The organism is Sorangium sp. So ce367 (assembly GCF_051520455.1).
GTDB classification, from domain to species: Bacteria; Myxococcota_A; Polyangia; order Polyangiales; family Polyangiaceae; genus Sorangium; species Sorangium cellulosum_B.
Genome location: NZ_CP150334.1, coordinates 204,807 through 230,003, shown reverse-complemented (window position 1 = coordinate 230,003; position 25,197 = coordinate 204,807). Strand labels below are relative to the sequence as shown.

Here is a 25,197-nt window from a genome sequence, read left to right as displayed (position 1 = left end):
GGCCTATCTCACTCTGCGCCTCGACCAGATCCCGACGGAGGTTGAGGTTTGCCCGGTCCGTTTCCCGACCGAGGTTGAGGTTTATCCGACCGAGGTTGAGGCTTATTGTAATACAAATCACTCTGCCGCCGCGACCAGATCCCGACCGGGGTTGAGGTTTGCCGGCCTCGGCAGCCCATAGTTGTCTCGCAACGTCTTCCCCGCATATTCCGTCCGGAACAGCCCTCGCTTCTGCAGGATCGGGACCACGTGCTCGACGAACGCCTCGAGCCCCGACGGCAGCACCGGCGGCATCACGTTGAAGCCATCGGCCGCCCCCTGCTCCCACCAGTGCTGGATCGCGTCCGCCACCTGCTCGGGCGCGCCAGCGAACGTCCGGTGGCCGCGGCCGCCGCCCAGCCGCCCGATCAGCTGGCGCACCGTCAGCCGCTCCCGCCGCGCCAGGCTCACGATCAGCGTGTACCGGCTCTTCGCCCCCTCGATCTGATCCTCGCTCGGAAGATCCCGCGGCAGCTCCGCGTCGAGGTCGAGCTCCTCCGGCTTCACCCGCAGCGTCTGCGCCAGCTGGCGCTTCGCGTACTCCGGCTTGATGAGCCGCTCGAGCTCGGCGTCGAGCGCGTGCGCCTCGGCCTCCGTGGCGCCGATGACCGGCACGATCCCCGGCAAGATCTTGATCGACCCCGGATCGCGCCCCAGCGCGCGCGCACGCCCCTTCAGATCGACATAGAACCGCTGCGCGTCCTCCAGCGTCTGCTGCGCCGTGAACACCGCCTCCGCGTACCGCGCCGCCAGCTCCTTGCCGTCGTCCGACGAGCCGGCCTGCACGAGCAGCGGATACCCCTGCGGCGAGCGAGGCACGTTGAGCGCCCCCTCGACCTTGAAGTACCGCCCCACGTGCCGCGGCGGGTAAATCTTGCGGTCATCGCCCCAGACGCCGTTCTCCTTGTCGCCGAGGGGCGCGTCGTCGCCCCAGCTGTCCCACAGCTTCAGCGACACATCGATGAACTCCGCCGCCCGCGCGTACCGGTCGCTGTGCGCCGGCAGCTCATCCAGGTTGAAGTTGCGCGCCGCGTCCACGCCCGCCGTCGTGACGATGTTCCAGCCCGCCCGACCCCCGCTGAGGTGGTCCAGCGAGGCGAACCTCCGGGCCAGGTTGAACGGCTCGTTGTACGTCGTCGAGGCGGTCGCGATCAGCCCGATGTGCTCGGTCACCCCGGCGAGCGCCGCGAGCAGCACCGTCGGCTCGAGCGTCCCGGCCGGCCTGCGGCCGACGTTGTTCCACAGCACCGGGCTGTCGGCGAGGAACACCGAGTCGAGCTTCCCCCGCTCCGCGATGCGGGCCAGGTTCTTGAAGTGCGCGACGCTCGTGTTCGCGAACGGATCGCTCTCCGGCAAGCGCCACGAGGCCTCGTGGTGGCCGACGCTCATGAGAAACGCGTTGAGATGCAGCTGTCCGGGTCGTTGGGTCACGGGGAACTCCGTTCCAGTTCAGGGTTCGCGTCAGGATCTCCGGCAGCGGCCGCGCCCGGCGCGACCCCCAGCGCCGAAAGCAGCGACTCGCGGTGGGCGAGGAACCGCGGATCGCGCAGCGGGCGCGGCGCCGGCAGATCGATCCGCCGCTCCTCGGCGATGCGGCCGCCCTCGAGCACAAGCACCCGATCGGCGAGCGCGATCGCCTCGTCGACGTCGTGGGTGACCAGCAGCACGGCCGGCCGGTGCCGCGCGCACAGCTCGCGCAGGAGGTCGTGCATGCGCGCGCGGGTCAGCGCGTCGAGCGCGCCGAACGGCTCGTCGGCCAGCACGAGCTCCGGATCGCGCACAAGCGACCGCGCCAGCGCCACCCGCTGCTGCTCGCCGCCGGACAGCTCGACGGGCCACGCGCGCTCCCGCCCGGCGAGCCCCACCTCCGCGAGCGCGTCCAGGCCGCGCTCCCGGGCCTGCGGTACATCGAGCCCGAGGATCACGTTGTCGAGCACCCGCGCCCACGGCAGGAGCCGCGTGTCCTGGAACACGACCGCCCGGTTGTCCGGCACGTGCAGCTCGCCCGAGCCGGTCACCTCGTCGTCCAGCTCGGCGATCGCCCGCAGCAGGGTGCTCTTGCCCGATCCGCTGCGGCCGAGCAGCGCCACGAACTCGCCCCGCTCGATCGTGAGGTCGATCCCGTCGAGCACCACGCGGGCGCCGAAGCGGCGGACCAGGCCGCGGATCCGCACCGCGGGCGGGGCCGCCGTCAGCCGGCCAGGATGCGGCGCCATGACAGGGCCTTTCGCTCGATGAGCCGCACGGCCGAGTCGGAGGCCAGGCCGAACAGCCCGTACACGACAAGGCCGAGGAGGATGATCTCCGTCTGCCCGTACGAGCGCGCCAGCGACATCATGTAGCCGATGCCGCTCGTGGCGTTGATCTGCTCGACCACGACGAGCGCCAGCCACGCGCCGGTCACCGCCAGCCGCAGGCCCATCAGGAAGCCCGGCAGCGCCCCCGGCAACGCCACCTTACGGATGAACTGCCACCTCGTCAGGCGGACCGTCTCGGCCAGCTCCACGTAGCGCGCGTCGATGGTGCGCAGCGCCGCGTGGGTGTGGACGTAGACCGGGATGACGACGCCGAGGGCGATGGTGAGCACCTTCATCTGCTCGCCGATGCCGAACCAGAGGATCAGCAGCGGGATGAGCGCCAGCGTCGGGATCGCGCGCTTGATCTGCACCGGCCCGTCGAGCAGCGCCTCGCCGACGCGCGTCAGCCCGGCAAGGAGCGCCAGCACCGTGCCCAGGCCGGCCCCGAGCGCGAGCCCCAGGAAGGCCCGCTGCGCCGACGTGAGCAGGTTGGACAGGAGCCGCCCGTCGGCGATGAGCTCGTGGGCCGTGGTCACAACGGTCCACGGCGCGGAGAGCACGCGCGCGTCGAGCGCGCCCGTCGCGGAGGCGGCGGCCCAGAGCGCGAGCAGCAGCGCCGGGCCGAGCGCGAGGCCGTACGGGATGCGCCGCCCCGGGCCCAGGCGGCGCCGCAAGCGGCGGCCGGACACGCGGCGGCCGGTCGGGGCGCCCGACGGCGGCGCGGAGACGTCCGCGGTCGCGGTGAGATCCGGGAAGCTGGCGAGGCGCGGCGAGGCGGCGCTCGTGGGCAGTGCGGTCGTCATGGAGTGCTCCTGTCGGCCGTCGCCGGCCGGTCCGTCGGTCCGGCGCCCTCGGCGGCGCCGGCCACCTCCGCTCCGATCGTCTGGAATCGAAGGTCGAAGATCGTCCTGGCCTCGAACCGCTTCTGGCCGGAGGCCTCGGCGAGCAGATCGGCGGTCTCCTGGGTCAGCGCGATCGCCTCGGACCAGTCGCGCGGAACCTGCGGCTTGCCGGCGGCCTCGATAAGGAATCGCCCTTCCTTCGCCGAGAGGCCCTGATCCTTGACGTAATACGCCTCGATCCAGGCCTCGGGGTGCGCATAGGCCCACAGCTGGGCCCTGGCCCGCCACTTCGCATAGTCGACCAGCGCGGCCGCCTTGTGAGCGTCCTTGAGCACCTCGGCGCGCACATGAAGGAAGCCCAGGTTGTCGCGGACGCCGTGCGCGATCGACGAGGCGCCCTCGGCGCGGTACTCGTTGAGATAACGCAGCAGGGTGACGCCGGACAGCGGCGCGACGTCGACCTGGCGGCTGGTGAGCGCCTCCTTGAACTCGGTGCTCCCGAGCTGGACGAGCGTCACGTCCTTCTGCGACAGCCCGGCCTTCTTCAGCACGCGCAGCACGAGCGCGCCCTGCGCCTGCCCCGGCGAATACGCGATCTTCTTGCCGCGGAGGTCGTCGATGGACGCGACCTGCGCGCCCGGCGCGGTGGCCAGCTCGTAGATGGGCTTCTCCCGGACCTGCACGGTGAGGATCTTCACGTCGACCCCGGTGAAGGTGGCGTGGATGGGCGGCGTGTCGCCGACCGCGCCCGCGTCGAGCACCCCGGCGCGGAACGCCTCGATGGTCTGCGGTCCTCCGCTGATGTTCTGCCAGTCGACGCGGAACGGCAGCCTGTCGATGTCGCCGGAGAGCTGGAGTTGCTTCTGCACCGTCGGATCACCGATGCTGAGCCGCGTCTCGCGCGGGATCTCGGCCGGGATCGGGGCGTCCGGGGCGAGCGTGACAGCGGCGCTCGCCTCGCCGTCGCGCTTGCACCCGGACGAGGCAATCAGCGCAGGAAGCGCGGAGAGCGCCGCGAACGTCGCGAGTGAGCGAATCCTGTCGATGAACGAGCGCAGATGGACCTCGGTGCGCGGCTGGAAGCGGTGCCGTTTCGCGGATGCCCAGGCGCCGCCCCGCCCGCCGCCCAGCCGGCGGGGGAGAGGAGCGCTCGGGAGACGCCGGGATGGGCCTCTCCGAGCCGATGGCTCGCGGCCCCTCCTCGGGATCGTCTCGCCATGACCAGCAACGCCCATGCCGCCGCGCCGCTCGCCCGTGGACGGCGCCGTCCAGCGGCCCGCGCCCGCGTTCGCGCGGCGCCCGCCGGCCGCGTGGCGGCCGGGCCAAGGCCGCGTTGCTTCCCCAGCAACAGCCGGTGGTGATCCGCTGCTCCGGCGCGAGCACGGCCAGCCTCCCTCCGGCGGGGGCAGGCGCGGAGGGGGCGGCCCGCTACCGCGCCGCGGCGGGGGCCTCGCGCCGCCCCTGGACGCCGAACGCGTCGAGCAGATAGTCGCGGAAGGCGCGGATCTTGGACGGCAGGAAGCGCGTCCCCGGGTGGACGAGGTACAGGGAGGCGGCGCCGTGGATCGCGTAGTCCTTGAGCACGGGCACGAGCCGCTTCGCGTCGAGGTCGCCCCGCACGTTGATCGCGGGGACCAGCGCGATCCCGCCCCCGGCCAGCGCGACCTCGCGGCAGAACGAGAAATCGGAGGCCGAGATCGCCGCGCGCACCCGGAGCTCCGCGCGATCGCGGCCGTCGCGCGCCGAGAGCGCGATCGTCGCGTGCCCGCGCGCCGTCTGGGCGAGCAGCAGCCGGTGCCCCGCGAGGTCCTCCGGGCGGCGCACCGCCCCGTGCTTGCGGAGGTAGGAGGGCGCCGCGAACAGGCCGACCTCGATGTGCTGCAGCTTGTGGGCGATGAGCGACGAGTCCGGGAGGCTCGAGGTCGCGCGCAGGGCCACGTCGACCTGGTGGGCGTCGAAGTCGAGGAGCGCCTCGGTGAGCAGCAGCTCCAGCGAGATCTCGGGGAAGCGCTCCGCGAAGCCGGCCGAGAGCGGCGCCAGGATGCTCAGCCCGAGATCGAACGGCGCCGTCACGCGCAGGTGCCCGCGCGGCCTCGAGCGCGCCTGCTGCACCGCCACGTTCGCGTCCTCCAGCAGCTCGAGCGCCCGGCCGACGCGCATCCGGTAGGCGAGGCCGTCCTCGGTGGCCTGCACGAGCCGCGGGCTGCGGCGGAGCAGCTCCACCCCGAGCGCGTGCTCCAGGCGCGTGATGCGGCGGCTGACGCTGCCCTTCGTCTCGCCCAGCGTCCTCGCGGCCGCCGTGATCGATCCGAGGTCGACCACCAGGCAGAAGGCCCGCAAATCGCTCACATTCGCGTCGATCGTTTCCGCTTCTGCAACCTGGCGTTTCATTTCAGGGTCATTGTACCACTCCCGGAAACGACCTAGGGTGAACTCATCATGGATCGCCGGGCTGCATTAAGGCTCCTCCTTGCCGCGGGCGGGGCCGCACCGATCGCCGGCGCCTGCGGGCGCTCGACGTCGACCGCGCCCGGCGCGGCTCCGGCGTCGAGCGCCACGTCCACCGCGGCCGAGAGAGGTTCGATGTCCGACACCCAGCACAAGGCGCGCGAGGGGCGCATGCCGGCCCTGTTCCTCGCGCACGGCTCTCCCTTCCTGCTCGACGATCGCGCGTGGGTCGCCGAGCTCGCCGCCTGGGCGCAGGCGGTGCCGCGCCCCACGGCGATCCTCATGATCTCGGCCCACTGGGTGGACGCGCCGGTCACGCTCGGCGCCACCGAGGCCGTGCCCCTCGTCTACGACTTCTACAACTTCCCCGAGAAGTACTATCAGGTGACGTACCCCGCGCCCGGCGCCCCCGCGCTCGCGCGGCGCGTCCGGGAGCTGCTCGGCCCGCTGGGTCCGGTCGCCGAGGCTCCTCGCCGCGGGCTCGATCACGGCGCTTATGTGCCGCTCGTCTGCATGTACCCGGGCGCGGACGTCCCGGTGCTCCAGATCTCTTTGCCGACGCTCTCTCCAGCTCCGCTCCTCGAGATGGGGCGAGCGCTCGCGCCGCTCCGCGACGAGGGGGTGTTGATCGTCGGCAGCGGTTTCTTGACCCATAACCTCCGCGCGGCAGACTGGCGCGGAGATGCGGTCGCGCAGCCCTGGGCCACGGAGTTCGACGCATGGTGCGCCGAGGTCCTCTCGCAGCGCGACGTGGGCGCGCTCATCGAGTACCGCGCCCGCGCGCCGGGCGTGCGGATGGCGCTCCCGACCCACGAGCATTTCGTGCCGGTCGTCGCCGCCATGGGGGCGTCGATCGACGTGAGCGAGCCTGTGCAGTTCCCCATCACGGGGCTCACCTATGGCTCGTTCACGAAACGTTCTGTGCAGTTTGGCTGACCAATAAGGAGATTGTCTCTCATGTTCACCGCTCGTTTCGCTCGCATCGCCCTCCCCGCCGCCCTCTTGCTCTCGCTCGTAGGGTGCGAAGATCCGACCAAGGACAAGCCCAAGGCGACCATCTCGACCGCCGCGCCCGCGCAGACCCAGGCCGCCGCCGCGCCCTCGGGCCCCGCCGAGACGCTGCCCCTCGACGCGGCCGCCTCGACCATCGGCTTCGTCGGCTCGAAGGTCACGGGCAAACACGAGGGCAAATTCGAGAAGATCTCGGGCTCGATCACGCTCGCCGGCGGCAAGGCCGCGGGCGGCAAGCTCACCGTCGAGGCCGACGCGTCGTCGGTGAAGAGCGACGCCGAGAAGCTCGACGGCCACCTCAAGTCGCCGGACTTCTTCGACGTCGAGAAGTACCCGAAGGCGACGTTCACCTCGACCGAGATCAAGGCCGGCGGCGAGAAGGGCGCGACGCACACCATCACCGGCGAGCTCGATCTGCACGGCGTGAAGAAGACGCTCACCTTCCCCGCGACCATCACCGAGGGCGCCGATGCCGTCTCGGGCAGCGCGGAGTTCGTGATCAACCGCAAGGACTTCGGCATCGTCTATCCGGGCAAGCAGGACGACCTGATCCGCGACGACGTGCTGCTGAAGCTCTCGCTCAAGGCCCCCCGCAAGCAGGGCTGAGCGCCGGCCGGACAACCGGGCGCGCTGCCCGTGGACACCGCGCTCCGACGACGCAGGTGCCATGGCGGCGCGCCGACGTGCGAGACGCCGAGCCATGATAGGGTGCCCCTCCGCTCAGCTACCGCGATTCTGCAGCGCAGCGAAGCGGCGCCGGGTTAGCCGACGCGCTCGCCCAGCACCACCGCCACATCGTCCTGCAGGTTGCCGGACGGAAGAGTCACCGCCTGGATCAACGCCTCGACCGCCGTAGTCACGTCGCCCGTACGCGCAAGAGCGTTGATGGTCGCAAGCGACGTGTACTTCAGCAGGCCGTCGGTGGCGACCAGGAGGCGTCCCGAGAGCGGCTGGCGGGGAATGATCGCAGGCCTGCACGCGCCGCTGCCGACCAGCGGCTTGCGGCGCTGCCCCGCCGTCAGCTCGATCGGTCCGTCGGGCGTGACGAGGAGCGCACCAGAGTCCCCCACGCTGGCGCCCCAGAGCTCGCCTCGGCTCACCTGGACCACGACGAGCGTCGTCTCGCCACATCTGGGCTCCGCTTCCAGCTCACGGTCGAGCAGGCTGAGGCGCTCGCACCAGCCGTCCGGGTCGAGCTCCGTCTCGGCGCCGAGCGCCGCCATCGCGCTCGTCGCCGAGCGGGCGGCGGCCGCACCGCCCGAGAGCCCGCCCGCCCCGTCGGCGATGACCACGGTCCACCGATCGCCACGGCAGCTCAGCTCGAGGCGATCCTCGTTCGCACTGCCTGCCACGCGGCGTGACCAGAAGCGCATCCAGGCAGAGGAAGGTTCGAGCCGCTCGGGCTCGCCGCCGACTTCCGAGAGCGTGATCTCTATCGCATGAACAACATTGTCCCGGAACCAGAGGGCCGCGCCGTCGCCAAGGCCGCATTTCGAGCAGCCGCTCTCGACGAGCCCGGGGACTGTGACGAGCCCGCCCACGTTCTCTCCATCATCGCTGAGCGGCGCCGGGCGCCCCGGCGGATCGAACCAACAGATTCGGTCACCGATCCTGTACTCGTGCTGCCAGCAGTAGCCATACTTGTACTGGACGCGCCACTCCTGGAAATATCCACAGCTGGGGCAGTCCGCTCGGGCGATGACGATGTCAAATAGTCCCATGACGCTTAGTTTGGCTAACTGATCACGGATGTCTCTCCACCAGCATCGCCGTGTGCGCGAAGGAAATCAGCTATTCCGGGTCCTCGGCGCACAGCCCTGGCGGATCGGTCCACCGAGCGAGCCCCATGCAGCCTGTCCGTCACGCTCTCGGCCCCGAGGCCACCACCCTGTCCGACAGCTTGATCCAGATGCCCGACATGCGAACAAGCTCTCATCACCCCTCGAGCTGTAGCCTGTCATCATAGGGCCACAGATCATCGTGCGGCTTCATCGTGAAGATGAAACAGCGGTTGGTGAGCAGCTCGACGCGCTCCTCCCGCGTCAGGCCATCGTCATCTTCGACCGTTGACGCCAGCGTGCTCAGATCGCGCTTGCCATCGACGTTGTAGTACAATGTTTGGCCCGAGTGATAGTCCCTGCGGAAGGCGGTGCGCCACTGCGAGTTGCTGCCCCAGCCATGGGAGAGGTCCTGCTGGGGGCGGTTCTTCCGCCGGTACGCCCAGTACATGGTAGATGATTCCGCGATGTCCTTGCGGATGACATCGCTGCCGCCGCACACGCGCGCTCCGGCCCGAGAAAAGAGCATGTCACCGAGCATCAGGCACGGCCAGGAGCAGCTGACGAGCGATACCGGCTGACGGCGGTCGTCGGCGTACTCGACCGCGACGATCTCGTGATGGAACGGCGAGAACGAGGACGTCTGGACGATGGTGAGCCCCAGCGCCTCCGCGAACGCGACATACTCGGCCTGCGAGATCAGCGGCCCCGGCCAGTCCGATCCGTCCGCCGTCCCGCGCTGAAACCGCAGCAGCAACGTGTCATTGACGCGACTCAAGGCATACAGCCGCCACAGGTCCTCGACGTCCACGGACGGGATGGGGCCTCCGCGCCGGGAAGCGAAGGAGCAGAGCCAGGTCCGCTCGCCGGCGTTCGCCTCGAGCCAGGGCGCGAGCACGTCCGGGTAGAGCGAGCCACCGTCGTACTCGAGGAGCGAGTCATAGAGCTCACGGTAGCATGCTTGTGCGCTGTGCATTGCGTTCCTTGATGCCTCTGGCGATACTGTCGTTCAGGTGCCGGTGCCAGGCCGAGCGTGGCGTCGGAGGGCGTCATCCGCGACGGCTTGTCGGCAGCGTCACCGGCCTCACGTAGGCTCCTGTTCTCGCGGGCCAAATACTTCGTCCATGCGGGCCTGGAGTAGCCTCTTGGCGTCGTCCCGAAGCGGCTCACCATGAGCGCTGATGAGATGGCGGAACGGCAGATCGGCCAGGCGGCGAAAATCTGAAATATCGGGGGCGCACGCCTCTCGCCAGGTCGCGGGGATGTTCGCCGCGCCGATCAACCCTTGAGCGACGAACAGCGCGCCCGTTTCTTCGGAGAAGAAGCGATCGACGTGTGACCAGTTCTGGACGGCATCACACGTGATGAGGATTCCGCCCTCCCGCGGGAGCAAAACGGCGGCTTCAGGGAACCGCGCGGTCGTGAACACGAATACAATGCCTCCGTGAGCCGGGAACGGGCCCCCTGCTGCGAGCGCTCGGTCGGCAGGTCGGCCGTCGGCCGCCACCGCCGCGGGGAGCGCCCACAGGGCGGCGCCGTAACGATCGCGATAGAAGGGATCATCTCGGCCGTGGAATGCGCCGAGCCGCACGAGGTGGCGGACCTGGCCGAGGGCGTCGAGCTGGCGCAACCCTTCCTCGGTCAGGCGCACGGTGTTCACGAGCGTGAGGTCTCGGTCCTGTCGGAGCACGGTCATCGTGCGGCTCGTCTGGAGATCGATCCCGGCGTGGTGAGTCCTGTTCGTACCCACGACGTAAAAGACCTCTGGGAATGCGTCCTGTATCTCGCCATGCGGCCATGCGGGGCTGTGTTCGAGCATCTGGAAGGCTCCGGCGAATGATCTGGCGCTCAGCGGGGGCGCGAAGCGCTGCCCGATGGAACACCTTGTTGAACTGCGTCTTCGGTCAGGGGGTCAGCTCCCTGGTCATCATGATCCGCGGCGAGACCTTGAACCCCTGCCCCTCATACAAAGCGATCGCTCGCTGATTGTCCGGTCGGACCATGAGATGGACGGCGTTCACGCTGCGCTCCCGCAGGTGTTGTACGGTCGATTCCAGCAGGGTCCGCCCGAGGCCCCGCCGTCGGGACCCAGGCTCCACGAAGATTTCTGTCACGAAGGCATCACGCCCCGCGAACTCGAGATCATACCCGAACGTGGCCAGGCTATAACCGACGAGGGGGCGACGCGCGCCGACACGCGCAACCAGGATCAGCCCGAGGTCCTTGTCGTTGAGCACACGGTGCAGAGCGGGAATCATGGCCTCGGGCCTCCAGGGAATGCCCTCGGCCTCGTTGAAGGCGACCATCAACGGAAGGATGTCGTGCGCGTCTTCACTCCTGGCGAGCGCTATTTCTTCGAGCTCTTCCATCTTCGTTCACCCGCTCCGCTGTCTTGGTCCGCATGGCGCCGCGACTCGGCCGCGCCACGCCTCCAGAGCTGCCCGCACGTAACCGATACTACAGGGGTCTGCGGCTTCTGTCAGGCCGAGCCTTGCATCTGCCGAGCGCGGTCCTTCCGCGCCACGATCGTGCTCGCCGCGCCGGTCTTGGCCAGGGCGTGAGAACGATGCGCGCATGCTCCACAGCGACGTCTCTCGACATGCCCTCTGCCTGCTCGCAGCCTTCTCCGCCTCGACGCTCGTCGCCGGCTGCGCCGATGACGAGGCCGTGCCTCCGCACGAGGGCGATCCGGTCTGCGCCGGCTGGGGCGACGAGGCGCCCGCCGACGGCGTCCTCGAGCTGCCCCGCCCGACCGGCCCGCACCCGGTCGGCACGCAGATCCGCGCCCTCACCGACAGCGCGCGTGGAGAAGAGGCGACGGAAGATCCCGACGACCGCCGGGAGCTCATGGTGCAGCTCTTCTACCCGGCCGATCCTTGCGGCACAGGGCAGCTCGCGCCGTACCTGTCGCCGGAGGAAGGCGACAGCCGGCGCACGACCGGCGGCCTCCCGGCCGAGGACGGCTTCGAGGCGCGCATCCTCACGCACGCGCGCATGGGCGTGCCGGTCGCCGAGGACGGCGCGCCGCACCCGGTGCTCCTCTTCTCGCACGGGTTCGGGATGCTCCGCGCCGACTACACGAGCCTCCTCGAGGACCTGGCGAGCCACGGGTTCGTGGTGGCCGCCATCAGCCACACCTACGACAGCGAGCTCACGGTGTTCCCCGACGGCCGCGCCGTGCCCTTCGGCTCGGTCGTCCTGACGCCGGCGATGGACGCGTCGGAGGAGGAGATCGAGGCCTTTACTCAGGCGATGGGCGAGCACGTCGCGGTCTGGGCCGACGACGCGCTCTTCGTGCTCGACGAGCTCACGGCCGCCGCGCAGGACGACCCGGGCGGCCTGCTCACGGGCCGGCTCGACCTCGAGCGGATCGGCGTGCTCGGCCACTCCTACGGCGGCGCGATGGCCGCCGAGGTATGCGCCCGCGACGACCGCTTCGACGCCGGCCTCGACATCGACGGCAGGCTCTTCGGGCCGCAGGACGGCGCCGGCGGCAGGGGCCTCGCGCAGCCCTTCTTCATCATGCTCGCGGCGGACCACCCCGACGATCCGAGCATCGACGAGACCTACAACGCGCTGAACGGCCAAGGCTACCGGGCGCGGGTCGAAGACGCCGCCCACCTCACGTTCTCGGACCTGCCGGTCGTCGTCGAGCACTTCCTTGGCGAAGGCGTCCTCCCGGAGCTGCTGGGCACGCTCGATCCGGCCCGCGCGGTCGAGATCACGAACGCGTACACGCGGGCCTTCGTCCAGGCGCACGTGCGCGGCGAAGCGGCCCCGCTGCTCGACGGTCCCTCACCGGAGTACCCGGAAGTGACCTTCGAGAAGCGGCCCTGACACCGGAAGAGCCTGCTGAGTCCGCCCGTCCATGCGCCGCGCCCGCTCGCCGGCCCCGCGCTCCTCGCCTGGGCGCTCTGGAACGTCGAGGATGTCAACCCCCCATGTCCGCGGTACACCCACGTCGTGGGCGCTGTAGAGTCGATCCCCGGAGATCGCCGCCGTCCTCAAGCCCCTGGAGAGGTTCATGCTGACGAAGCTCAACGAGCGTGAAGCCGTCGCGTCTTGCGAGCGCTGCTGGGAGCAGGAGATCGTCCCCGCGCTGCACGACTACATCCGCATCCCCAACAAGTCGCCCGCCTTCGACCCCGCCTGGCGCGAGAACGGCCACATGGACAGGGCGGCGTCGCTCATCGCGGCCTGGTGCGAGGCGCAGCCGATCCCCGGGCTCACGGTGGAGGTGGTGCGCATCGGGAACCGCACGCCGGTGATCCTGATGGAGGTGCCGGGCACGCGCGACGACACGGTGCTGCTCTACGGGCACCTCGACAAGCAGCCCGAGATGACGGGGTGGCGCGAGGGGCTCGGCCCCTGGGAGCCCGTGCGCGAGGGCGACAAGCTCTACGGCCGAGGCGGCGCCGACGACGGCTACTCGGCCTTCGCGTCGCTCGCGGCGCTGCGCCTGCTGCACGAGCAGGGGATCCCGCACGCGCGCTGCGTGATCCTCATCGAGGGCTGCGAGGAGAGCGGCAGCCCGGACCTGCCGGCCTACATCGACGCGCTCGCGGGGCGCATCGGCAAGCCGAGCCTCGTCGTGTGCCTCGACTCCGGCTGCGGCAACTACGACCAGCTCTGGACCACGACGTCGCTCCGCGGGCTGCTCCAGGGCACGCTCGACGTGAACATCCTGCGCGAGGGCGTCCACTCGGGCGTGGGCAGCGGCGTGGTGCCCTCGAGCTTCCGGATCCTGCGGCAGCTCCTGTCGCGCATCGAGGACGAGCGGACCGGGCGCGTCCTCGTGGACGCGCTGCACGTGCAGATCCCGGAGGAGCGCGCGGCGCAGGCGCGGGCCGCGGCCGACGTGCTGGGCGAGTCGGTCGTGTGCGAGCTGCCGTGGGTGAAGGGCGCGTGCCCGGTGACCGGCGACACGGCGGAGCTCCTCCTGAACCGCACCTGGCGCCCCGCGCTCTCGGTGACGGGCGCCGACGGGCTGCCGCCCATCGCGGGCGCGGGCAACGTGCTGCGCCCGTTCACGAGGGCGAAGCTCTCGATGCGCCTGCCGCCGCGCCTCGACCCGCGGAAGGCGGCGGCGGCCCTGAAGGAGGCCCTGGAGAAGGACCCGCCCTACGGCGCGGAGGTCCGGTTCCACGTGAGCGAGCCGTCGGCCGGATGGGACGCGCCGGCGACGGCGCCCTGGCTCGAGGCTGCGGTGCGCAAGGCGTCGAAGACGTTCTTCGACCGGCCGGCGATGGGGATCGGCGAGGGCGGGACGATCCCGTTCATGGCGATGCTGGGAGAGAAGTTCCCGGAGGCGCAGTTCCTGATCACCGGCGTGCTCGGGCCGCAATCGAACGCGCACGGTCCGAACGAGTTCCTGCACCTCGGCATGGGGAAGAAGCTGACCTGCTGCGTGGCGAGCGTGATCGCGGACCACGGGGCACGCGCGCGCTGAGGGGCGCGGCGGCGCGCTGTGCAGACGCGCGCGTCCACGGCGGGGGCGGTCGCAAACGGGAGCCCGCGCGCGCCGCCCGTCGACACACCGTTGACACACCGCCGGGATCGCCGTGTGCTGGGGCCGAGGAGAACATCGTGATGGGACAATTTCGATATGCCGCGCTCTGCCTCGCTGCGCTCTGCGCGGGAGGCTGCGGTTCGAGCGAAGAGCCCGGGGACACGGGCACGCCGGGCACGGGCGGCACGGGCGGCGCGGGCGCGACCACCACCTCCCAGAGCTCGAGCTCGAGCTCGAGCGGCGCAGGCGGCGACGGCCAAGGGGGCACGGGCGGCGGGACCGCGACGACGACCGTCGTGGTGAACGAGATCTCGGCCAAGGGCGGCGACTGGATCGAGCTCGGCAACCCGGGCCCGGGCTCGGCCGACCTCGGCGGGCTCGGCCTGTGCGACTCCGACGAGAGCGGGGAGTGCAACACGGCCGACGCGCTCAGGTTCCCCGAAGGCACGCAGCTCGCCCCGGGAGCGTACCTGCTCATCCTCGGCGACCAGCTGCCCGAGGACGGCCCTGGGCCCCACACCGCATGCCTGCCGGACGGCGGACCGAGCAGCTGCTTCTATGCGACCTGGAAGGTGAGCGCCTCCAGGGGCGAGACCGTCTACCTCATCTCCGAGAGCGACGAGGTGCTCGCCCGGCTCGAGTACCCGATCGAGGCGGCAGCCGATGGAGAGACGTGGGGCAGGTTGCCCGACCTGACCGGCGACGGCGCGACCACGGCGCCGACCCCCGGGGCGGAGAACGCGGCGCCCTAGCTCCGCGCGCCGGGAATCCGGAGAGAGAGAGTGAACGCAAAGGCGCAAAGGCGCAAAAAGAAAAAAATGAGTACAGAGCATTTTTGCGTCTTTGCGCTCTTGGCGCCTTTGCGTTCAACTCTCTCTCTGCACCGAACCGCGATGCGCCTGTCACCGACGTCCGCGATCGAGATCCTCCGCGCCCCGCGGCCGCTGCCGCCTCGCATTCGGGCGTCCCGTCCGCCTGGCGGAAATGCGCCAGGTGCCTTGGCATGGCGCTCGGCGGCGCTCGCGCTCTCGCTGCTCCTGTCGGCTTGCGGGGCCTCGGATCCACCGCAGGTGCGGGAGACGGGCTGCCCTCGTTGCACCGGGGCCGCGCGAATCGGCGCGCTCCCGCCGGGCGACATCGACGAGTGCTCCGGTGTCATCGCCAGCGGGCTGCACCCGGACACGCTCTATGTTCACAACGACCACGGCGATGACCCCAGGTTCTTCGCGATCGGGTTCGGCGGCGCGCTGCGGGCCGAGGTGACCGTGGCCGGCGCGGCCGCGGTCGACTGGGAGGACATCGCGCGCGGACCCTGCCGTTCGGGCGTGGGCAGCTGCCTCTTCCTCGCGGACATCGGCGACAACGACGGCGAGCGCGACAGCTACACGATCTACGGCGTGCCGGAGCCGGACACGCTCGGAGGAGGGCCGCTCGCCTCGACCGCCGAGGTGTTCGTGCTCTCGTACCCCGACGGAGACCACGACGCGGAGACGCTGCTCATCCACCCCGCCACCGGAGCGCTCACCATCGTGACGAAGGTCAACAAGGGCACCTCGAGCGTCTACGAGCTGCCTGCGCTGCCCGCCGCGGGCGCGCCGGCGACGCTCGTCCGGACGGGCTCCATCGAGCCGCCCGCCGGGAGCGCGCGCTTCACCAGCGGCGACGTCCACCCGGACGGCACGGGCGTGCTGCTGCGCACCTCATCCCACGTGTTCTACTACCCCATGACACCGGATCAGACGGTGGCGCAGGCGCTGGCCGAACCGCCCTGCGTGCTGCCGTCGCCCGACGAGGAGCAGGCCGAGGCGATCACGTGGGTTCCCGGTGGATGGGACTACGTGACGGTCGGTGAAGGGAAAGAGGAGCCGATCCACCGCGTGTCCTGCCAGGCGCCCTGAATGGCACCCGAGGTGCCGAGTCCGGGCTGGTCGTTGCTCGCGGCGCGATGAGGACACGGCTTCTCGGTGAACGAGGCTTTCGGTATCCTCATCCTCCTTCCACCACCGAGTCCGCAAGGAGGACCATCATGTCGCAACACAGGAAGGCTGCGGCCGCGCTGCTCGCCATGGCGCTGCTCGATGCCGGCTGCGCGTCCCCCGAGCAGGACACGTCCTCCGGCGCGACGGGCGGCGGATCCACCTCGGTCAGCGCCGCGTCCAGCGCGAGCGGCGGAGCCTCGTCGAGCGAAGCCAGCAGCGCGTCGACAGGCCAGCCGCCCGTCACTCCGGGCGAGGTCGACTGCCGCACCCCCGGTGACGGGAAGACCACCCTGGCCTTCGTCAACAAGTGCGACCAGCCGCTCCAGTTCCTGGGGAGCCTCATCGACGGCGGGGAGCTCGGTCCGGGACAGTTCGCGTGCCGCGACGTGGGCACCAGCAAGGAGCCGCTGTCGTCCCTGCGCTACTGGGCATACGCCGGGTCGGACCCCGGCGGCGGCCGACACACGCTGGCCGAGATGACCCTCAACACCGATTTCAACGACTTCGATTGGTACAACATCAGCCACGTGGACGCGCACAACCTCCCGATGGCGATCGTGCCCGTCGGCCTGCCGGACTGCCGGACGCTGTCGTGCCCGACGAGCCTGCTCGCAGCGTGCCCTGAGGTGGGTCGCTACAAGGACGCGGGCGGCGCGACGATCTCCTGCGTGAGCCCTGACCGGGACGATTCCGCGAACCCCGTGGCCACGTACTTCGAAGAGCAATGCAAGGACGCGTATTCGTGGTCCGGCGATGATCAGGAGTCGATGGCCGCCTGCGCCGGGGAAGACTACGACATCGTGTTCTGCCCCTGAGCTGCCGCTGGCCTCCTCGGGCTCAGACGCCGGCGAGGGGTCGATTCATACAGTGACCCGCGTGCCGTCGAACCGGGTGAACGTGAAGCCCTCGAACGGCTCGCGGAAGGTCCGTCGCTCGTCCCGGAGCAGGCTGATCGCCACCTCCTCGCCGAGCGCCAGCGACGCCGCCGCGTCCGTGCGCCAGTGGATGCCCGCCCAGTTGCGCCCGAAGGCGGCGTTGGTCGCCAGCTTGTTCAGCTCACCGCCGACGGTCAGCGGCGGCCCGCTGTACGGAACGAGCCGGGTCGGGTCGGCCGGATCGGGGACGAACGGATCCTCGATGACATGGTCCTCGTCGAAGAAGGCCTTCAGGAGCGTCACATTGACGCCCGCGATGGCGGCGGCGCCGCCCGGATAGGACCCGTGGATCGGGGCGCCCTCCGGGAAGGCCTGCGGAAGCAGGTAGCTCCCGAACGTGTCGAATGTCAGCTCGACCGCCAGCGAGCTCAGAATGTCGTCGTGCAGCGGGTACTCTCGCGCGTCGTTCGCGAGCCGGCGGTGGACAAGCCCGCCGTACGCCTCGGGGCGGATGCTGCGGTGCACGAACCACTTCTGCCAGTAGGCGGCGCGGATCGCGCGCGACGTGCCGAAGGGGAGCAGGCCCTGCAGGTAGGCGAGCGCGAAGGTCGCGGCCGCGGTGGCCTGCGTCTCCGACGTGAGATAGGGGTTCGTGGGGCTCAGGGGGGCCGCGATGCCCCCCGGGGCGTTCGGGTTCGCGCTGCGCGCCGCGCCGAGGAGCAACGCTGCGCCCCAGAAGCTGGACGCGCCGCCATGCACGTACTCCGCCAGATCGCGCCCGGTCGAGATGTAGCGGCGCACCGGGTCAAAGGCGATCGACCGGGTGGGAGCGCGCCCATTCTGCACCGCGAGCCACTCGGCGTGATCGGTCTGGAAGTCGTTGCCCGGCAGCGCCGTGCGGATCGCGCCCCCGATCACCTGCGGGCCATAGGGGATGTCCCGCAGGAGGAACTGCGAGATGTAAGGGCCGTCGAGCACGCCGGGAGGAACCACGTGCCTGGCCGTCCTGCCCGAGCGATCCCGGGGATCGACGTAGGTGACGCTGCCGCGGAACAGCGTGTCCAGCGTGACGCGGCCGCCGACCCGTGGGCCGGTGTAGCCCGACAGGCGGTCGATCTCCTCGAGCGCGTCCTCCACGTCGCTGCTGTCGGCATAACTCTCGAACGGCACGTCCCGCAGGAGCGCCTTCCAGTAGACCTCGACCGCCTCGGAGGCCTTCTGCGCGCTCGCCAGCGCGGGGGCCGGGGGCACGCCGATCTGGGCCGGGGTCTTTCCGATCAGGCTGACGGCGAGCGTGCCGATCGGATTGACGAACTTGCGCGTGCCGCCGAGCGGGATGGCCTCGAAATCGTCCCATTCGCGCGACGCGTGGGCCCTCGCCGCGACGCGGTACGCGGCCAGATCCACCTCGCCTCGCGCGTCGTGCGGCAGGCCGCGCGTGTCCGTCCCGATCTTGTTCCGATAGCGCGCCTCGTCGCCGTTGTCCGGGTGCGGCGCGATCGGCTCCTCGAAATCGTCGACCGCGGCCTCCACGCGCACGCGCAACGCGCGCAGGCGGAGCTCATGATCGAGCGGCGAGACGCGCGGATCGCGGCGCGACGAATCGATGCCGTCGAGCAGATCGTCGATGCCCCTGCCCCGCGCCGCATTGGCAACACCGGGGCTCGCGGCGAGGACGCCTCCCACGGCGAGCGAGCCGGCGACACTCATGAAGGCGCGCCGGCCTGCGACCTTCTCGGCCCCCGGCCGCCCTGCGGCGCCCTCGGAGCCCACGGGCTTCGGGGCGTCGGGAGTCGAAGCATCGCTCCTGGGATCGCTGTCATGAGAATCAATGGTCATGGCGTTCAGCTCCGTTCGTTGCGTGGACCTTCGCGTCCGCCCGCCGCGGCGTTCGCGGTCAGGCACCCGTGAGAATCGGCCTGTGCGCTCAGATCGCGGCGGATCGCCCCGGAAGCGGAGACGGTGAGGTCGAGCTTCCGGCGACGCGCGCGCTTCGAGCGCCGACGAGGCCAGGAAAGGAGCGGACAGCGGCTTCAATTCGCTGCGTCCGTTTTATAGGACAAACGTCTACTATAACGGATAGACTCGAGCAAGGACTTTGTTTCGCAGCGCACCGGCAGGACTTCTGTCGTCCGGGGCCCGGTGATATCGAATGAAGATGCGGCGGGGCGGCGATGAGCGGACGGACTCGGCAATGCTGGACGGCATCGTCCGTGGGGCGCAGGCAGGGGATCTTCCGGGGGTCCTGGGGCTCTATCGAGATCTCCAGCCCGAAGACGCGCCGTTCCCCCCGCCGGCGGCGCCGTGGAGCGCCGGGCGGGTCACGGCACCGCGTGGCCGTCGACCCGGAGCTGGAACAGGAAGTACGGCGGGATGCAGGCGCCCTCGCCCGAGCTCGTCCTGGCGCACACGTAGTCCTCGCGGCAGGGCGCCTCGCTCGAGCAGCGCCGCAGGCCCGCGGGCGTGACGTGGCGGCTCAGGCACTCGGTGAACACCGTCCCGCGGGCGAGGCAGCGGTTGAACGGGTCGAGCACGGCGATGGCGCCGCAGACGCCCTCCTCCGGGAGCGCGACGCAGCTGCTCGTGCACATGCCGCCGGGGAACCCGACGGGGCTCGTGTTGCACACCGCCGCGAGCGGGCACGCCCCGGGCTGCGCCGCCGCGGCGCGATCGCGGTGCGGGTCGGCGTGGGGGACGACGGCGCCGACCTGGCACGGGTCGCCGACCTCCGGCGCCGCCGGCAGGCAGACGCCGACGGTCGCGCGGTCCTCCTGAGGGGCGTCGTACGCGGAGCACACGAGCCCTTCCGCGCAGGTCCAGCCCGCGAAGCTCGGGTCGCCCAGCCCGCAACGCGCGCCATACCCGCCGCGCGCGCCGTCGCCTCGCTCCGGATACGGCACCTCGTCGTCCGGGGCGGCGCCCCGCGCGACGGCCTCGACCACCGCCCGCCGGCGCGGGAGATCACCCGCGAGGTGCGCGGACTCGACGGTGAACAGCGCGTCGTGGACGCGGCCCGGGGGCTCCTGCCCGAGCAGGTGGAAGCCGGCGACGGACCCGCTCTGGTGGCACCCGGGGCAGGTCATCTGATCGAGACGCCGGAGCAGCCCCTCCGGCGAGCGGACGCGCGAGAGGCCGCCGAAGTCGACGCCGGCGAAGTCGCGGGGCTCGAACAGGACGCGGAAGGGCCGGTTGGCGCGGCGCGCGAGCCCGTGGGGCGTCGCCGACAGCGCCTTCGTGGCGAGGAACTCCTCGGGCAGGAGCGCCGTGCCCTCGTCGAGGCGCGCGAGGTTCTCGGGGGCCGATAGCCAGGCGCGGAGCCGCTCGCGCCGCGCCGGGTCGCGCGAGAGCCTGGCGACGTCGGGCGTGTTCTCGAGGGCGAGCGGCGCGTAGCGCCCGGCGCGGGCGTCCCAGCGGAAGGCGCGGAGCACGTACTCCGCGTGCCCGCCGAGATCCGGGCGCACGGTCGAGGGCCAGCGGACGCTCTGCAGGTTCACAACGAGCCGCGCGAGGTGCGCGCGATCGGCGGCGCCCGGGGCGAGCGGGCCCTCGGGCGAGGTGAGAAAGCGGACGAGATCCGGCCCGGAGAGCGCGCCGGCGCGCGACCAGGCCTGCGCGAGCCGGCGGCACGCGCGAGCATCGCCGGCGGGGGCGAGCAGCTCGAACGACACGGTCATCGGGAGGCGCGAGGAGGCGGCGGGGGCCGGCGTGGCGACGGAGGCGCCCGCAGCGGACGTGGCGCCTGCCGCGCTGCCTGCCGCGCCGGCCGGGGTCTTCGCGGCGTAGGCCAGCCGGTACACGAGGCGGGTCTCTCCACAGGCGGAGGCGTCGAACGGGCGGCGATCCATCCGGTTCACCACGCCGATGAGCTCGAAGCGGGCGCCCTCGGCCGAGAGCCACCGCTCGTCGAAGAGGCGGTGCGCGTGGCGCGCGATGCTCGTCCCGCTCCTCGGATCGGCGCGCTAGACCTGCCGCAGGTCGTCGGCGAGCACGCGCGCGATCGAGCCGAGCTCGGCGGTGCGGGAGAGCGCGGAGAGCGAGGCCGGCGCGCGCGGCGCGCCCGTGAGCACCGTGCCGAAGTCGAGGCCCGCGGCCTCGAGCTCGGCGAGCACGGCAGGGTCCGTGAGGAGCAGGAGAGGCCGCGCTTGCGGCGGGGTTCCCTGCGGCGCGGCGGTGGGCGGCGGCCCTCCCGCGGCGAAGCCGCCGGAAGCGGCCGGAGAGGGCGGCGCGGCGGGCGGCCGCCCCCCTGCCCTCCCGACATCCTGGCGCGCCGCGGAGGGCCCCTCGGATGGCCACCACGAGCACCCGGCGATGCCGGCGCTGGCCACCAGCGCGGCGAGGGCGAGGGCGTGACGGAGGCGGCGGGGGCGCACGCTGCCAGGCTACACCGGCGCGCGCCGCGACGATCTCGAGGCGATCTTGACGAAGCGAGCAAACCGAGCCGGGTCGCGGTCGACGTACACACACGGCGTGTGGATACTGTTCCCCATGCAGCACGCCGCGCTCGCGCGCCGGCTCCGCCACGTTCGCGCGCCTTCCCCGCTCCACTTCCCGGAAGAGGCCCTCGTGCCGGAGACCAAGCGCCACCTCGAGATCAGGACCCTGCTCTATGTGGTGCTCAAGACCTTCGCGGATCGCGCGTCGATCGGATCCGACCAGTTCGTCTACTGGTCCGCGTCGGATCCGAGCCGGTGTCTGGCGCCGGACGCCTTTGTCCGGCTCGACACCCCTGACACGCCGTTCGGCTCCTGGAAGACGTGGGAGCGTGGTGCCCCTGAGCTCGCCGTCGAGATCGTGAGCGAGCACGACTCGGATCCGCAGACGTGGGCCGACAAGCTCCGCAAGTACCACGAGCTCGGCGTGCTGGAGCTCGTCGCGTTCGATCCTGACGCCGCGCCAGGAGAGCGGCTGCGGGTCTGGGATCGCATCGACGACGATCTGATCGAGCGCGTCGTCGAAGGGGAACGCAGCCCGTGCACCGTGCTCAATCTGCACTGGGTCATCGTCCCTGCCGCAGGCCAGCCGGCGGCGCTCCGTCTCGCCCGCACCCCCGACGGGGCGGAGCTCGTCCTGACCCCTGAGGAGGCGGAGCGACGCCGCGCCGAGGCCGAGCAGGCCGCCCGCGCGACAGCGGAGCGGCGCATCGCCGAGCTCGAGGCCGAGCTGCGCCGACGAGGCGGCTGACCCCGTCGGCATCCACCGGGTCAACTTCACCATCTCCGACGAGGCAGCGCTGCTGACGCCCGGCAGAGGTGCGAGGAAGCGCTGCTGACGCCCACGGGTCATCGGGGCCGTCGGGCGCGCGCAGGCGCGGAGGGCGCCTCGATCCAGCGGCGGAACAGGCGGGCCTCGCCCGGCGGGAAGAACGCGGTGGGCGGCACCTCGGCGTGGTAGCGCCGGAACGCGGCGCTGAACTCCGCAGGATCGCGGTCGAACCACGCCTCGGCCTCGGGCGAGCCGCGCAGGAGCCGCTCGAAGCGCAGCCGCGCCACGAGCAGCGCCGACATCCTCACGCCGTCCTCGTCCGCGCCGAGCAGCGCCTTCCGGAGCGCGGGCGGCAGCGCCGGATCCTCGGCCGCGGCGCGCAGCGCGGCCACGGGATCCTCGGCGGTCATCGCGCGGGCCACGAGCGCTTCGTAACGCGCGTGCGCCTGCGCCCCGCTCAGCCGCGCCGGCCGCGCCGCCGCGCCCTCCGCTGCCCCGCCGCGGGCCTCCGCTGCCCCGCCGCGGGCCTCCCCTGCCCCGCCGCGGGCCTCCCCTGCCCTGCCACGCGCCGCGCGCCCCGCGGCCCCGCCGCCGGCCGCGCGCGTCACCCGCGCCTCCCGCGCCGGCCGAGCGCGCGCCGCGCGCGGCGGAGCTCCTCCCGCACGGCGGCCGCGTCGTCCGCGCCATGCACCGTGCCCTCCATGCGCTCCAGCGTCACCCCGCGCAGGTTCGGGCAGCGAGGCGCGACCTCGTCCAGGAGGCGCCACACCGGCTCCGGCACGGCGTCGTCGTGGCCGTCGAGCCGCAACACCCGGCCCGAAGGCAGCCAGCCCGGATCGCTCGGGCCGCCGCCGGAGAGGTGGATCTCGATCACCCGGGCGAGATCGAGCCGCGCCACGTACTCGGCCGGATCGAAGCCGAAGTTCTCCGCCATGGTGTGGACGTTGTGCAGGTCGAGCAGCAGGTGCGTCCGCGGCGCCCTCAGGATGCGCTCGAGGAAGCGCGGCTCGTCCAGCGGGTCGCCGAGCACGAAGTAGCTGACGCTGTTCTCGACGCCGACGTCCTCCACGACGTCCTGCATCGCCCGGAGCGCGCGGCGGGCGACCGCGGCGCCGTGCGCGCTCATGGGCATCGGGAGCGGCAGCCCGGTCGAGAGCCCGGCGGGCGCGCTGATCCCGAGATGATCGGTGTACCAGCGGAACCGGAAGATCGCGTGGTCGCGCCGGAGGGCCGCGCGCCAGCGGGCGCGCCGGCCCGCGTCGGCGGCCGAGGCGCCGCCGAGCGACCAGCCGACGCCGTGGGCGACGAACGGCCGGTCCGACCGGCGCGCGAGCTCGGCGAAGCGTCGGTGAAAGCCGTTCTCCTGGAGATCGGCCTCGGCGGCGTCCGGCACGCGCCAGAGCGTCTCGGGCGCCACCTCGTAGTAGTCGGCGTCGCGCAGGATCACCTCGGCCAGCAGGTCGAGGAACGCCGCGTCGGGCTGGAGCGTGAGGCCGACCGGGATCAACGCGTGGATGCCCCGCGCCCGTCGACCGAGAAGAAGTACAGGAAGCGCCGTGACTTGGAGGGCACGTGCCCCATGCCGCAGGCCATGAGCCCGCTGTCCTTGGCCCCCTCGACGTCGATCCCGCAGCCGCTGGCGATCGCCCAGTGCGCGCCCGCCGGCGGCGCCTTCACGAGCCGCGCGCGCACGCTCGCGGCCCGGGCCTCCACGTTGCCCGCGCCGGCGCCAAGGCCCTTCCGGAGCAGCGCCCCGAGCGCGCCGATCCGCTGCGCGGCGATCGTGTCGTCGTGCTTCAGCTGCTCCTCCCGGCCCCCGGACGCCATGCGGCGCATTCCGTCGTAGCTCGGGAGCGCGACGTCGAGCTGCGTCGCGACGACAGGCACCTTGTCGGTCCTGACAGCCACCATGAGCGGCTCCCCGGTGCCGGCGCCGGGCACGAGCTTCTTCAGATCGGCCATGGTCGCGCAGACGACCTCGACGCCCGCGAGCGGGGCGAGATCCCCGTCCGCGCCGAAGTTGAGCAGCTCGCCGAACGCGTGGCCGCGCTCCCACTTGGCGCTGTCGTCGGCGGGGATGACGAAGACGAGCAGCGCCCTGCTCGCCTGCCGGGCGCGGCGGAACGCGGCCGACACCTGGACCAGCGACCCCGCGGCGGCCGCCGGCTTGCCCGTCTCGTCGCACGCGGCGCCATCGCCGAACGCGTCGCGGATGAACGTGGGCCACGCGGTGGCCGCGAGCCCTGCTGCAGTCGCTCCCAGCAAATGCCTGCGCTTCATGGTCACTCCTCACCGCCGTTCCCGAGCAGCTCGCTCTCCGCCTCGCCGCGCCCCGAGGGCTCGGGCGCGAGCGGCGCGAAGGCCTCCCAGCCCGGCCGCACCAGCCTATCCTGGTGCCGGCGCAGCACGATCGGCGCCGCCCCCGCGGATCGCAGCACCACGTGATCGCCCGCGGCCGAGTACTCGCCCGTCGCAACCACCTCGCCGGAGCAGCGGTCCTCGAGCGTGAAGCCCCCGGACGCGTCCAGGAGGAGCGTCCGCAGCCCCGCGGCGTAGAGGCCGACCAGCTCTGCCTCCGCGCTGCCAGGCTCCAGCGCGCCGCCTCTGGCGGCCGCAGGCACCGCGGCGAGCGCGTCCAGGGCGTCCTGCGCCGCCGAGGGCGCGAACGCGGCGGGATCGCCCGGCTCGCGCTGCGCGTCCGGCAGGGCCTCGATCACGCCCTCGGGCGGATCGAGGAAGGAGCCGCGCTCCAGCAGATCCGGCGCTGTGAGCGTCCACATGCCGTCGCGGCGCGGGGAGATCTCGCCGCCGACGAGCGCCGCGAGCGCCGCCGCGGCCGCTTTGCTCGCGTGCAGCGTCAGGCGGTCGTCCCGCGCCTCCTCCCCCAGCGCGAGCCATCGGATCTCGCCCTCGACGCCGCGGACGTGCGCGAGCATGCCCGCGCGCAGCGCGATCCGCTGCGCGCCCTCCGGGCCGCGCAGCACGGCCGTCTCTTCCACGTCGAGGGCGACCGGCAGGATCGGCGCCCCTTGCCAGCCGTCGCTGGCCACGGTCCAGCGAGCGCGCGCCGCGGGATCGAGCAGCACGTACGCGGTCGTGTCCGGAGCGTCGATCGGCTGGGCACACCCGGCGGAGAGCAGCGCCGGACAAAGAAGGGAGAACGCAAGGAAGAGACCACGACGTCTGGGCATCGGGCGGAACCTCCGGGGAGCTGAGA

The 25,197-nt window shown here is 71.8% G+C and carries 25 protein-coding genes; 9 read left to right on the top strand and 16 right to left on the bottom strand.

Going from position 1 to position 25,197, the window contains the following annotated elements:
* Positions 1–117: 117 nt before the first annotated feature.
* The 5 genes from WME97_RS00925 to WME97_RS00905 all read right to left on the bottom strand — a co-directional run bounded on the left by WME97_RS00925 (position 118) and on the right by WME97_RS00905 (position 5,527).
* Entirely contained in the window at positions 118–1,470 is a 1,353-nt protein-coding gene (locus WME97_RS00925; RefSeq protein WP_437548701.1) for an LLM class flavin-dependent oxidoreductase, read from the bottom strand.
* Complete coding sequence (locus tag WME97_RS00920; RefSeq protein WP_437548699.1) at positions 1,467–2,255, bottom strand: ABC transporter ATP-binding protein; 789 nt, start codon at positions 2,253–2,255, stop codon at positions 1,467–1,469. Before WME97_RS00920 ends, WME97_RS00925 begins: the two co-directional genes overlap by 4 nt.
* Positions 2,231–3,139, bottom strand: coding sequence for an ABC transporter permease (locus WME97_RS00915; protein ID WP_437548697.1), 909 nt, complete (start codon positions 3,137–3,139; stop codon positions 2,231–2,233). Before WME97_RS00915 ends, WME97_RS00920 begins: the two co-directional genes overlap by 25 nt.
* Positions 3,136–4,047 carry an ABC transporter substrate-binding protein gene (locus tag WME97_RS00910; protein WP_437548695.1) on the bottom strand — a complete coding sequence of 304 codons (912 nt, stop codon included), beginning with the start codon at positions 4,045–4,047 and terminating at the stop codon, positions 3,136–3,138. Before WME97_RS00910 ends, WME97_RS00915 begins: the two co-directional genes overlap by 4 nt.
* Before the next feature lie 559 nt (positions 4,048–4,606).
* On the bottom strand, positions 4,607–5,527 hold the full coding sequence (locus tag WME97_RS00905) for a LysR family transcriptional regulator (protein WP_437548694.1): 921 nt from the start codon (positions 5,525–5,527) through the stop codon (positions 4,607–4,609).
* A gap of 234 nt (positions 5,528–5,761) precedes the next feature.
* On the opposite strand from WME97_RS00905, the gene WME97_RS00900 reads away from it, so the two are divergent.
* Positions 5,762–6,562: a dioxygenase family protein gene (locus tag WME97_RS00900; protein WP_437548692.1), complete on the top strand. Its 801-nt coding sequence runs from the start codon at positions 5,762–5,764 to the stop codon at positions 6,560–6,562.
* A 21-nt stretch (positions 6,563–6,583) separates the two neighbouring features.
* Positions 6,584–7,243 carry a YceI family protein gene (locus tag WME97_RS00895; RefSeq protein ID WP_437548690.1) on the top strand — a complete coding sequence of 220 codons (660 nt, stop codon included), beginning with the start codon at positions 6,584–6,586 and terminating at the stop codon, positions 7,241–7,243.
* 155 nt (positions 7,244–7,398) lie between these two features.
* On the opposite strand, the gene WME97_RS00890 is transcribed toward WME97_RS00895, so the two are convergent.
* The 3 genes from WME97_RS00890 to WME97_RS00880 form a co-directional block, all read right to left on the bottom strand.
* A complete protein-coding gene (locus WME97_RS00890; RefSeq protein ID WP_437548688.1) occupies positions 7,399–8,358 on the bottom strand; it encodes a protein phosphatase 2C domain-containing protein in 960 nt (319 codons plus the stop codon).
* A gap of 214 nt (positions 8,359–8,572) precedes the next feature.
* A complete protein-coding gene (locus WME97_RS00885; protein WP_437548686.1) occupies positions 8,573–9,391 on the bottom strand; it encodes a hypothetical protein in 819 nt (272 codons plus the stop codon).
* A 108-nt stretch (positions 9,392–9,499) separates the two neighbouring features.
* Complete coding sequence (locus WME97_RS00880) at positions 9,500–9,844, bottom strand: hypothetical protein (protein WP_437548684.1); 345 nt, start codon at positions 9,842–9,844, stop codon at positions 9,500–9,502.
* Between the two features lie 141 nt (positions 9,845–9,985).
* Between WME97_RS00880 and WME97_RS00875 the strand changes: the two genes are divergently transcribed.
* A complete protein-coding gene (locus WME97_RS00875) occupies positions 9,986–10,255 on the top strand; it encodes a hypothetical protein (protein WP_437548682.1) in 270 nt (89 codons plus the stop codon).
* A gap of 64 nt (positions 10,256–10,319) precedes the next feature.
* Here WME97_RS00875 and WME97_RS00870 read toward each other — a convergent pair whose 3' ends face one another.
* Positions 10,320–10,784, bottom strand: a complete 465-nt coding sequence (locus WME97_RS00870) for a GNAT family N-acetyltransferase (protein WP_437548680.1) — start codon at positions 10,782–10,784, stop codon at positions 10,320–10,322.
* A gap of 205 nt (positions 10,785–10,989) precedes the next feature.
* Here WME97_RS00870 and WME97_RS00865 point away from each other — a divergent pair, with 205 nt between their 5' ends.
* From WME97_RS00865 to WME97_RS00845, 5 genes are all read left to right on the top strand, one after another.
* A complete protein-coding gene (locus tag WME97_RS00865) occupies positions 10,990–12,252 on the top strand; it encodes an alpha/beta hydrolase family protein (RefSeq protein WP_437548678.1) in 1,263 nt (420 codons plus the stop codon).
* A gap of 187 nt (positions 12,253–12,439) precedes the next feature.
* Positions 12,440–13,864 (top strand): M20 family metallopeptidase, encoded by a 1,425-nt coding sequence (locus tag WME97_RS00860; protein ID WP_437548676.1) that lies wholly within the window; start codon positions 12,440–12,442, stop codon positions 13,862–13,864.
* Between the two features lie 140 nt (positions 13,865–14,004).
* The gene (locus WME97_RS00855) at positions 14,005–14,676 is read left to right on the top strand and encodes a lamin tail domain-containing protein (protein WP_437548674.1); all 672 of its coding nucleotides are present in this window, start codon (positions 14,005–14,007) and stop codon (positions 14,674–14,676) included.
* 246 nt (positions 14,677–14,922) lie between these two features.
* On the top strand, positions 14,923–15,822 hold the full coding sequence (locus WME97_RS00850) for a hypothetical protein (RefSeq protein WP_437548672.1): 900 nt from the start codon (positions 14,923–14,925) through the stop codon (positions 15,820–15,822).
* Between the two features lie 128 nt (positions 15,823–15,950).
* A complete protein-coding gene (locus WME97_RS00845) occupies positions 15,951–16,718 on the top strand; it encodes a thaumatin family protein (RefSeq protein WP_437548670.1) in 768 nt (255 codons plus the stop codon).
* 45 nt (positions 16,719–16,763) lie between these two features.
* Here the strand turns inward: WME97_RS00845 and WME97_RS00840 are convergent, their stop codons facing one another.
* From WME97_RS00840 to WME97_RS00830, 3 genes are all read right to left on the bottom strand, one after another.
* Positions 16,764–18,617: a vanadium-dependent haloperoxidase gene (locus WME97_RS00840; RefSeq protein ID WP_437548669.1), complete on the bottom strand. Its 1,854-nt coding sequence runs from the start codon at positions 18,615–18,617 to the stop codon at positions 16,764–16,766.
* A 482-nt stretch (positions 18,618–19,099) separates the two neighbouring features.
* Positions 19,100–20,623, bottom strand: coding sequence for a hypothetical protein (locus tag WME97_RS00835; protein ID WP_437548667.1), 1,524 nt, complete (start codon positions 20,621–20,623; stop codon positions 19,100–19,102).
* A gap of 114 nt (positions 20,624–20,737) precedes the next feature.
* Positions 20,738–21,148, bottom strand: coding sequence for a hypothetical protein (locus WME97_RS00830; RefSeq protein WP_437548665.1), 411 nt, complete (start codon positions 21,146–21,148; stop codon positions 20,738–20,740).
* 115 nt (positions 21,149–21,263) lie between these two features.
* On the opposite strand from WME97_RS00830, the gene WME97_RS00825 reads away from it, so the two are divergent.
* Positions 21,264–21,959 (top strand): Uma2 family endonuclease, encoded by a 696-nt coding sequence (locus WME97_RS00825; RefSeq protein ID WP_437548663.1) that lies wholly within the window; start codon positions 21,264–21,266, stop codon positions 21,957–21,959.
* Positions 21,960–22,057: 98 nt separating this feature from the next.
* Here the strand turns inward: WME97_RS00825 and WME97_RS00820 are convergent, their stop codons facing one another.
* From WME97_RS00820 to WME97_RS00805, 4 genes are read right to left on the bottom strand one after another with little or no spacing between them, the layout of a single operon-like run.
* On the bottom strand, positions 22,058–22,588 hold the full coding sequence (locus WME97_RS00820) for a hypothetical protein (protein ID WP_437548661.1): 531 nt from the start codon (positions 22,586–22,588) through the stop codon (positions 22,058–22,060).
* Positions 22,585–23,487 (bottom strand): DUF692 domain-containing protein, encoded by a 903-nt coding sequence (locus WME97_RS00815; protein ID WP_437548660.1) that lies wholly within the window; start codon positions 23,485–23,487, stop codon positions 22,585–22,587. Before WME97_RS00815 ends, WME97_RS00820 begins: the two co-directional genes overlap by 4 nt.
* Complete coding sequence (locus WME97_RS00810) at positions 23,484–24,260, bottom strand: hypothetical protein (RefSeq protein ID WP_437548658.1); 777 nt, start codon at positions 24,258–24,260, stop codon at positions 23,484–23,486. The genes WME97_RS00815 and WME97_RS00810 overlap by 4 nt, the downstream gene beginning before the upstream one ends.
* A 2-nt stretch (positions 24,261–24,262) precedes the next feature.
* Entirely contained in the window at positions 24,263–25,171 is a 909-nt protein-coding gene (locus tag WME97_RS00805) for a hypothetical protein (RefSeq protein ID WP_437548657.1), read from the bottom strand.
* Between the last annotated feature and the right edge of the window lie 26 nt (positions 25,172–25,197).

Bases quoted from the DNA above. Each gene is read 5' to 3' on its own strand.
- WME97_RS00915 (WP_437548697.1), bottom strand. From the start codon at position 3,139: ATGACGACCGCACTGCCCACGAGCGCCGCCTCGCCGCGCCTCGCCAGC.
- WME97_RS00865 (WP_437548678.1), top strand. From the start codon at position 10,990: ATGCTCCACAGCGACGTCTCTCGACATGCCCTCTGCCTGCTCGCAGCC.
- WME97_RS00920 (WP_437548699.1), bottom strand. From the start codon at position 2,255: ATGGCGCCGCATCCTGGCCGGCTGACGGCGGCCCCGCCCGCGGTGCGG.
- WME97_RS00835 (WP_437548667.1), bottom strand. From the start codon at position 20,623: ATGGATCGCCGCCCGTTCGACGCCTCCGCCTGTGGAGAGACCCGCCTC.
- WME97_RS00840 (WP_437548669.1), bottom strand. From the start codon at position 18,617: ATGACCATTGATTCTCATGACAGCGATCCCAGGAGCGATGCTTCGACT.
- WME97_RS00810 (WP_437548658.1), bottom strand. From the start codon at position 24,260: ATGAAGCGCAGGCATTTGCTGGGAGCGACTGCAGCAGGGCTCGCGGCC.
- WME97_RS00805 (WP_437548657.1), bottom strand. From the start codon at position 25,171: ATGCCCAGACGTCGTGGTCTCTTCCTTGCGTTCTCCCTTCTTTGTCCG.
- WME97_RS00870 (WP_437548680.1), bottom strand. From the start codon at position 10,784: ATGGAAGAGCTCGAAGAAATAGCGCTCGCCAGGAGTGAAGACGCGCAC.
- WME97_RS00855 (WP_437548674.1), top strand. From the start codon at position 14,005: ATGGGACAATTTCGATATGCCGCGCTCTGCCTCGCTGCGCTCTGCGCG.
- WME97_RS00845 (WP_437548670.1), top strand. From the start codon at position 15,951: ATGTCGCAACACAGGAAGGCTGCGGCCGCGCTGCTCGCCATGGCGCTG.
- WME97_RS00860 (WP_437548676.1), top strand. From the start codon at position 12,440: ATGCTGACGAAGCTCAACGAGCGTGAAGCCGTCGCGTCTTGCGAGCGC.
- WME97_RS00890 (WP_437548688.1), bottom strand. From the start codon at position 8,358: ATGGGACTATTTGACATCGTCATCGCCCGAGCGGACTGCCCCAGCTGT.
- WME97_RS00825 (WP_437548663.1), top strand. From the start codon at position 21,264: ATGCAGCACGCCGCGCTCGCGCGCCGGCTCCGCCACGTTCGCGCGCCT.
- WME97_RS00885 (WP_437548686.1), bottom strand. From the start codon at position 9,391: ATGCACAGCGCACAAGCATGCTACCGTGAGCTCTATGACTCGCTCCTC.
- WME97_RS00895 (WP_437548690.1), top strand. From the start codon at position 6,584: ATGTTCACCGCTCGTTTCGCTCGCATCGCCCTCCCCGCCGCCCTCTTG.
- WME97_RS00900 (WP_437548692.1), top strand. From the start codon at position 5,762: ATGTCCGACACCCAGCACAAGGCGCGCGAGGGGCGCATGCCGGCCCTG.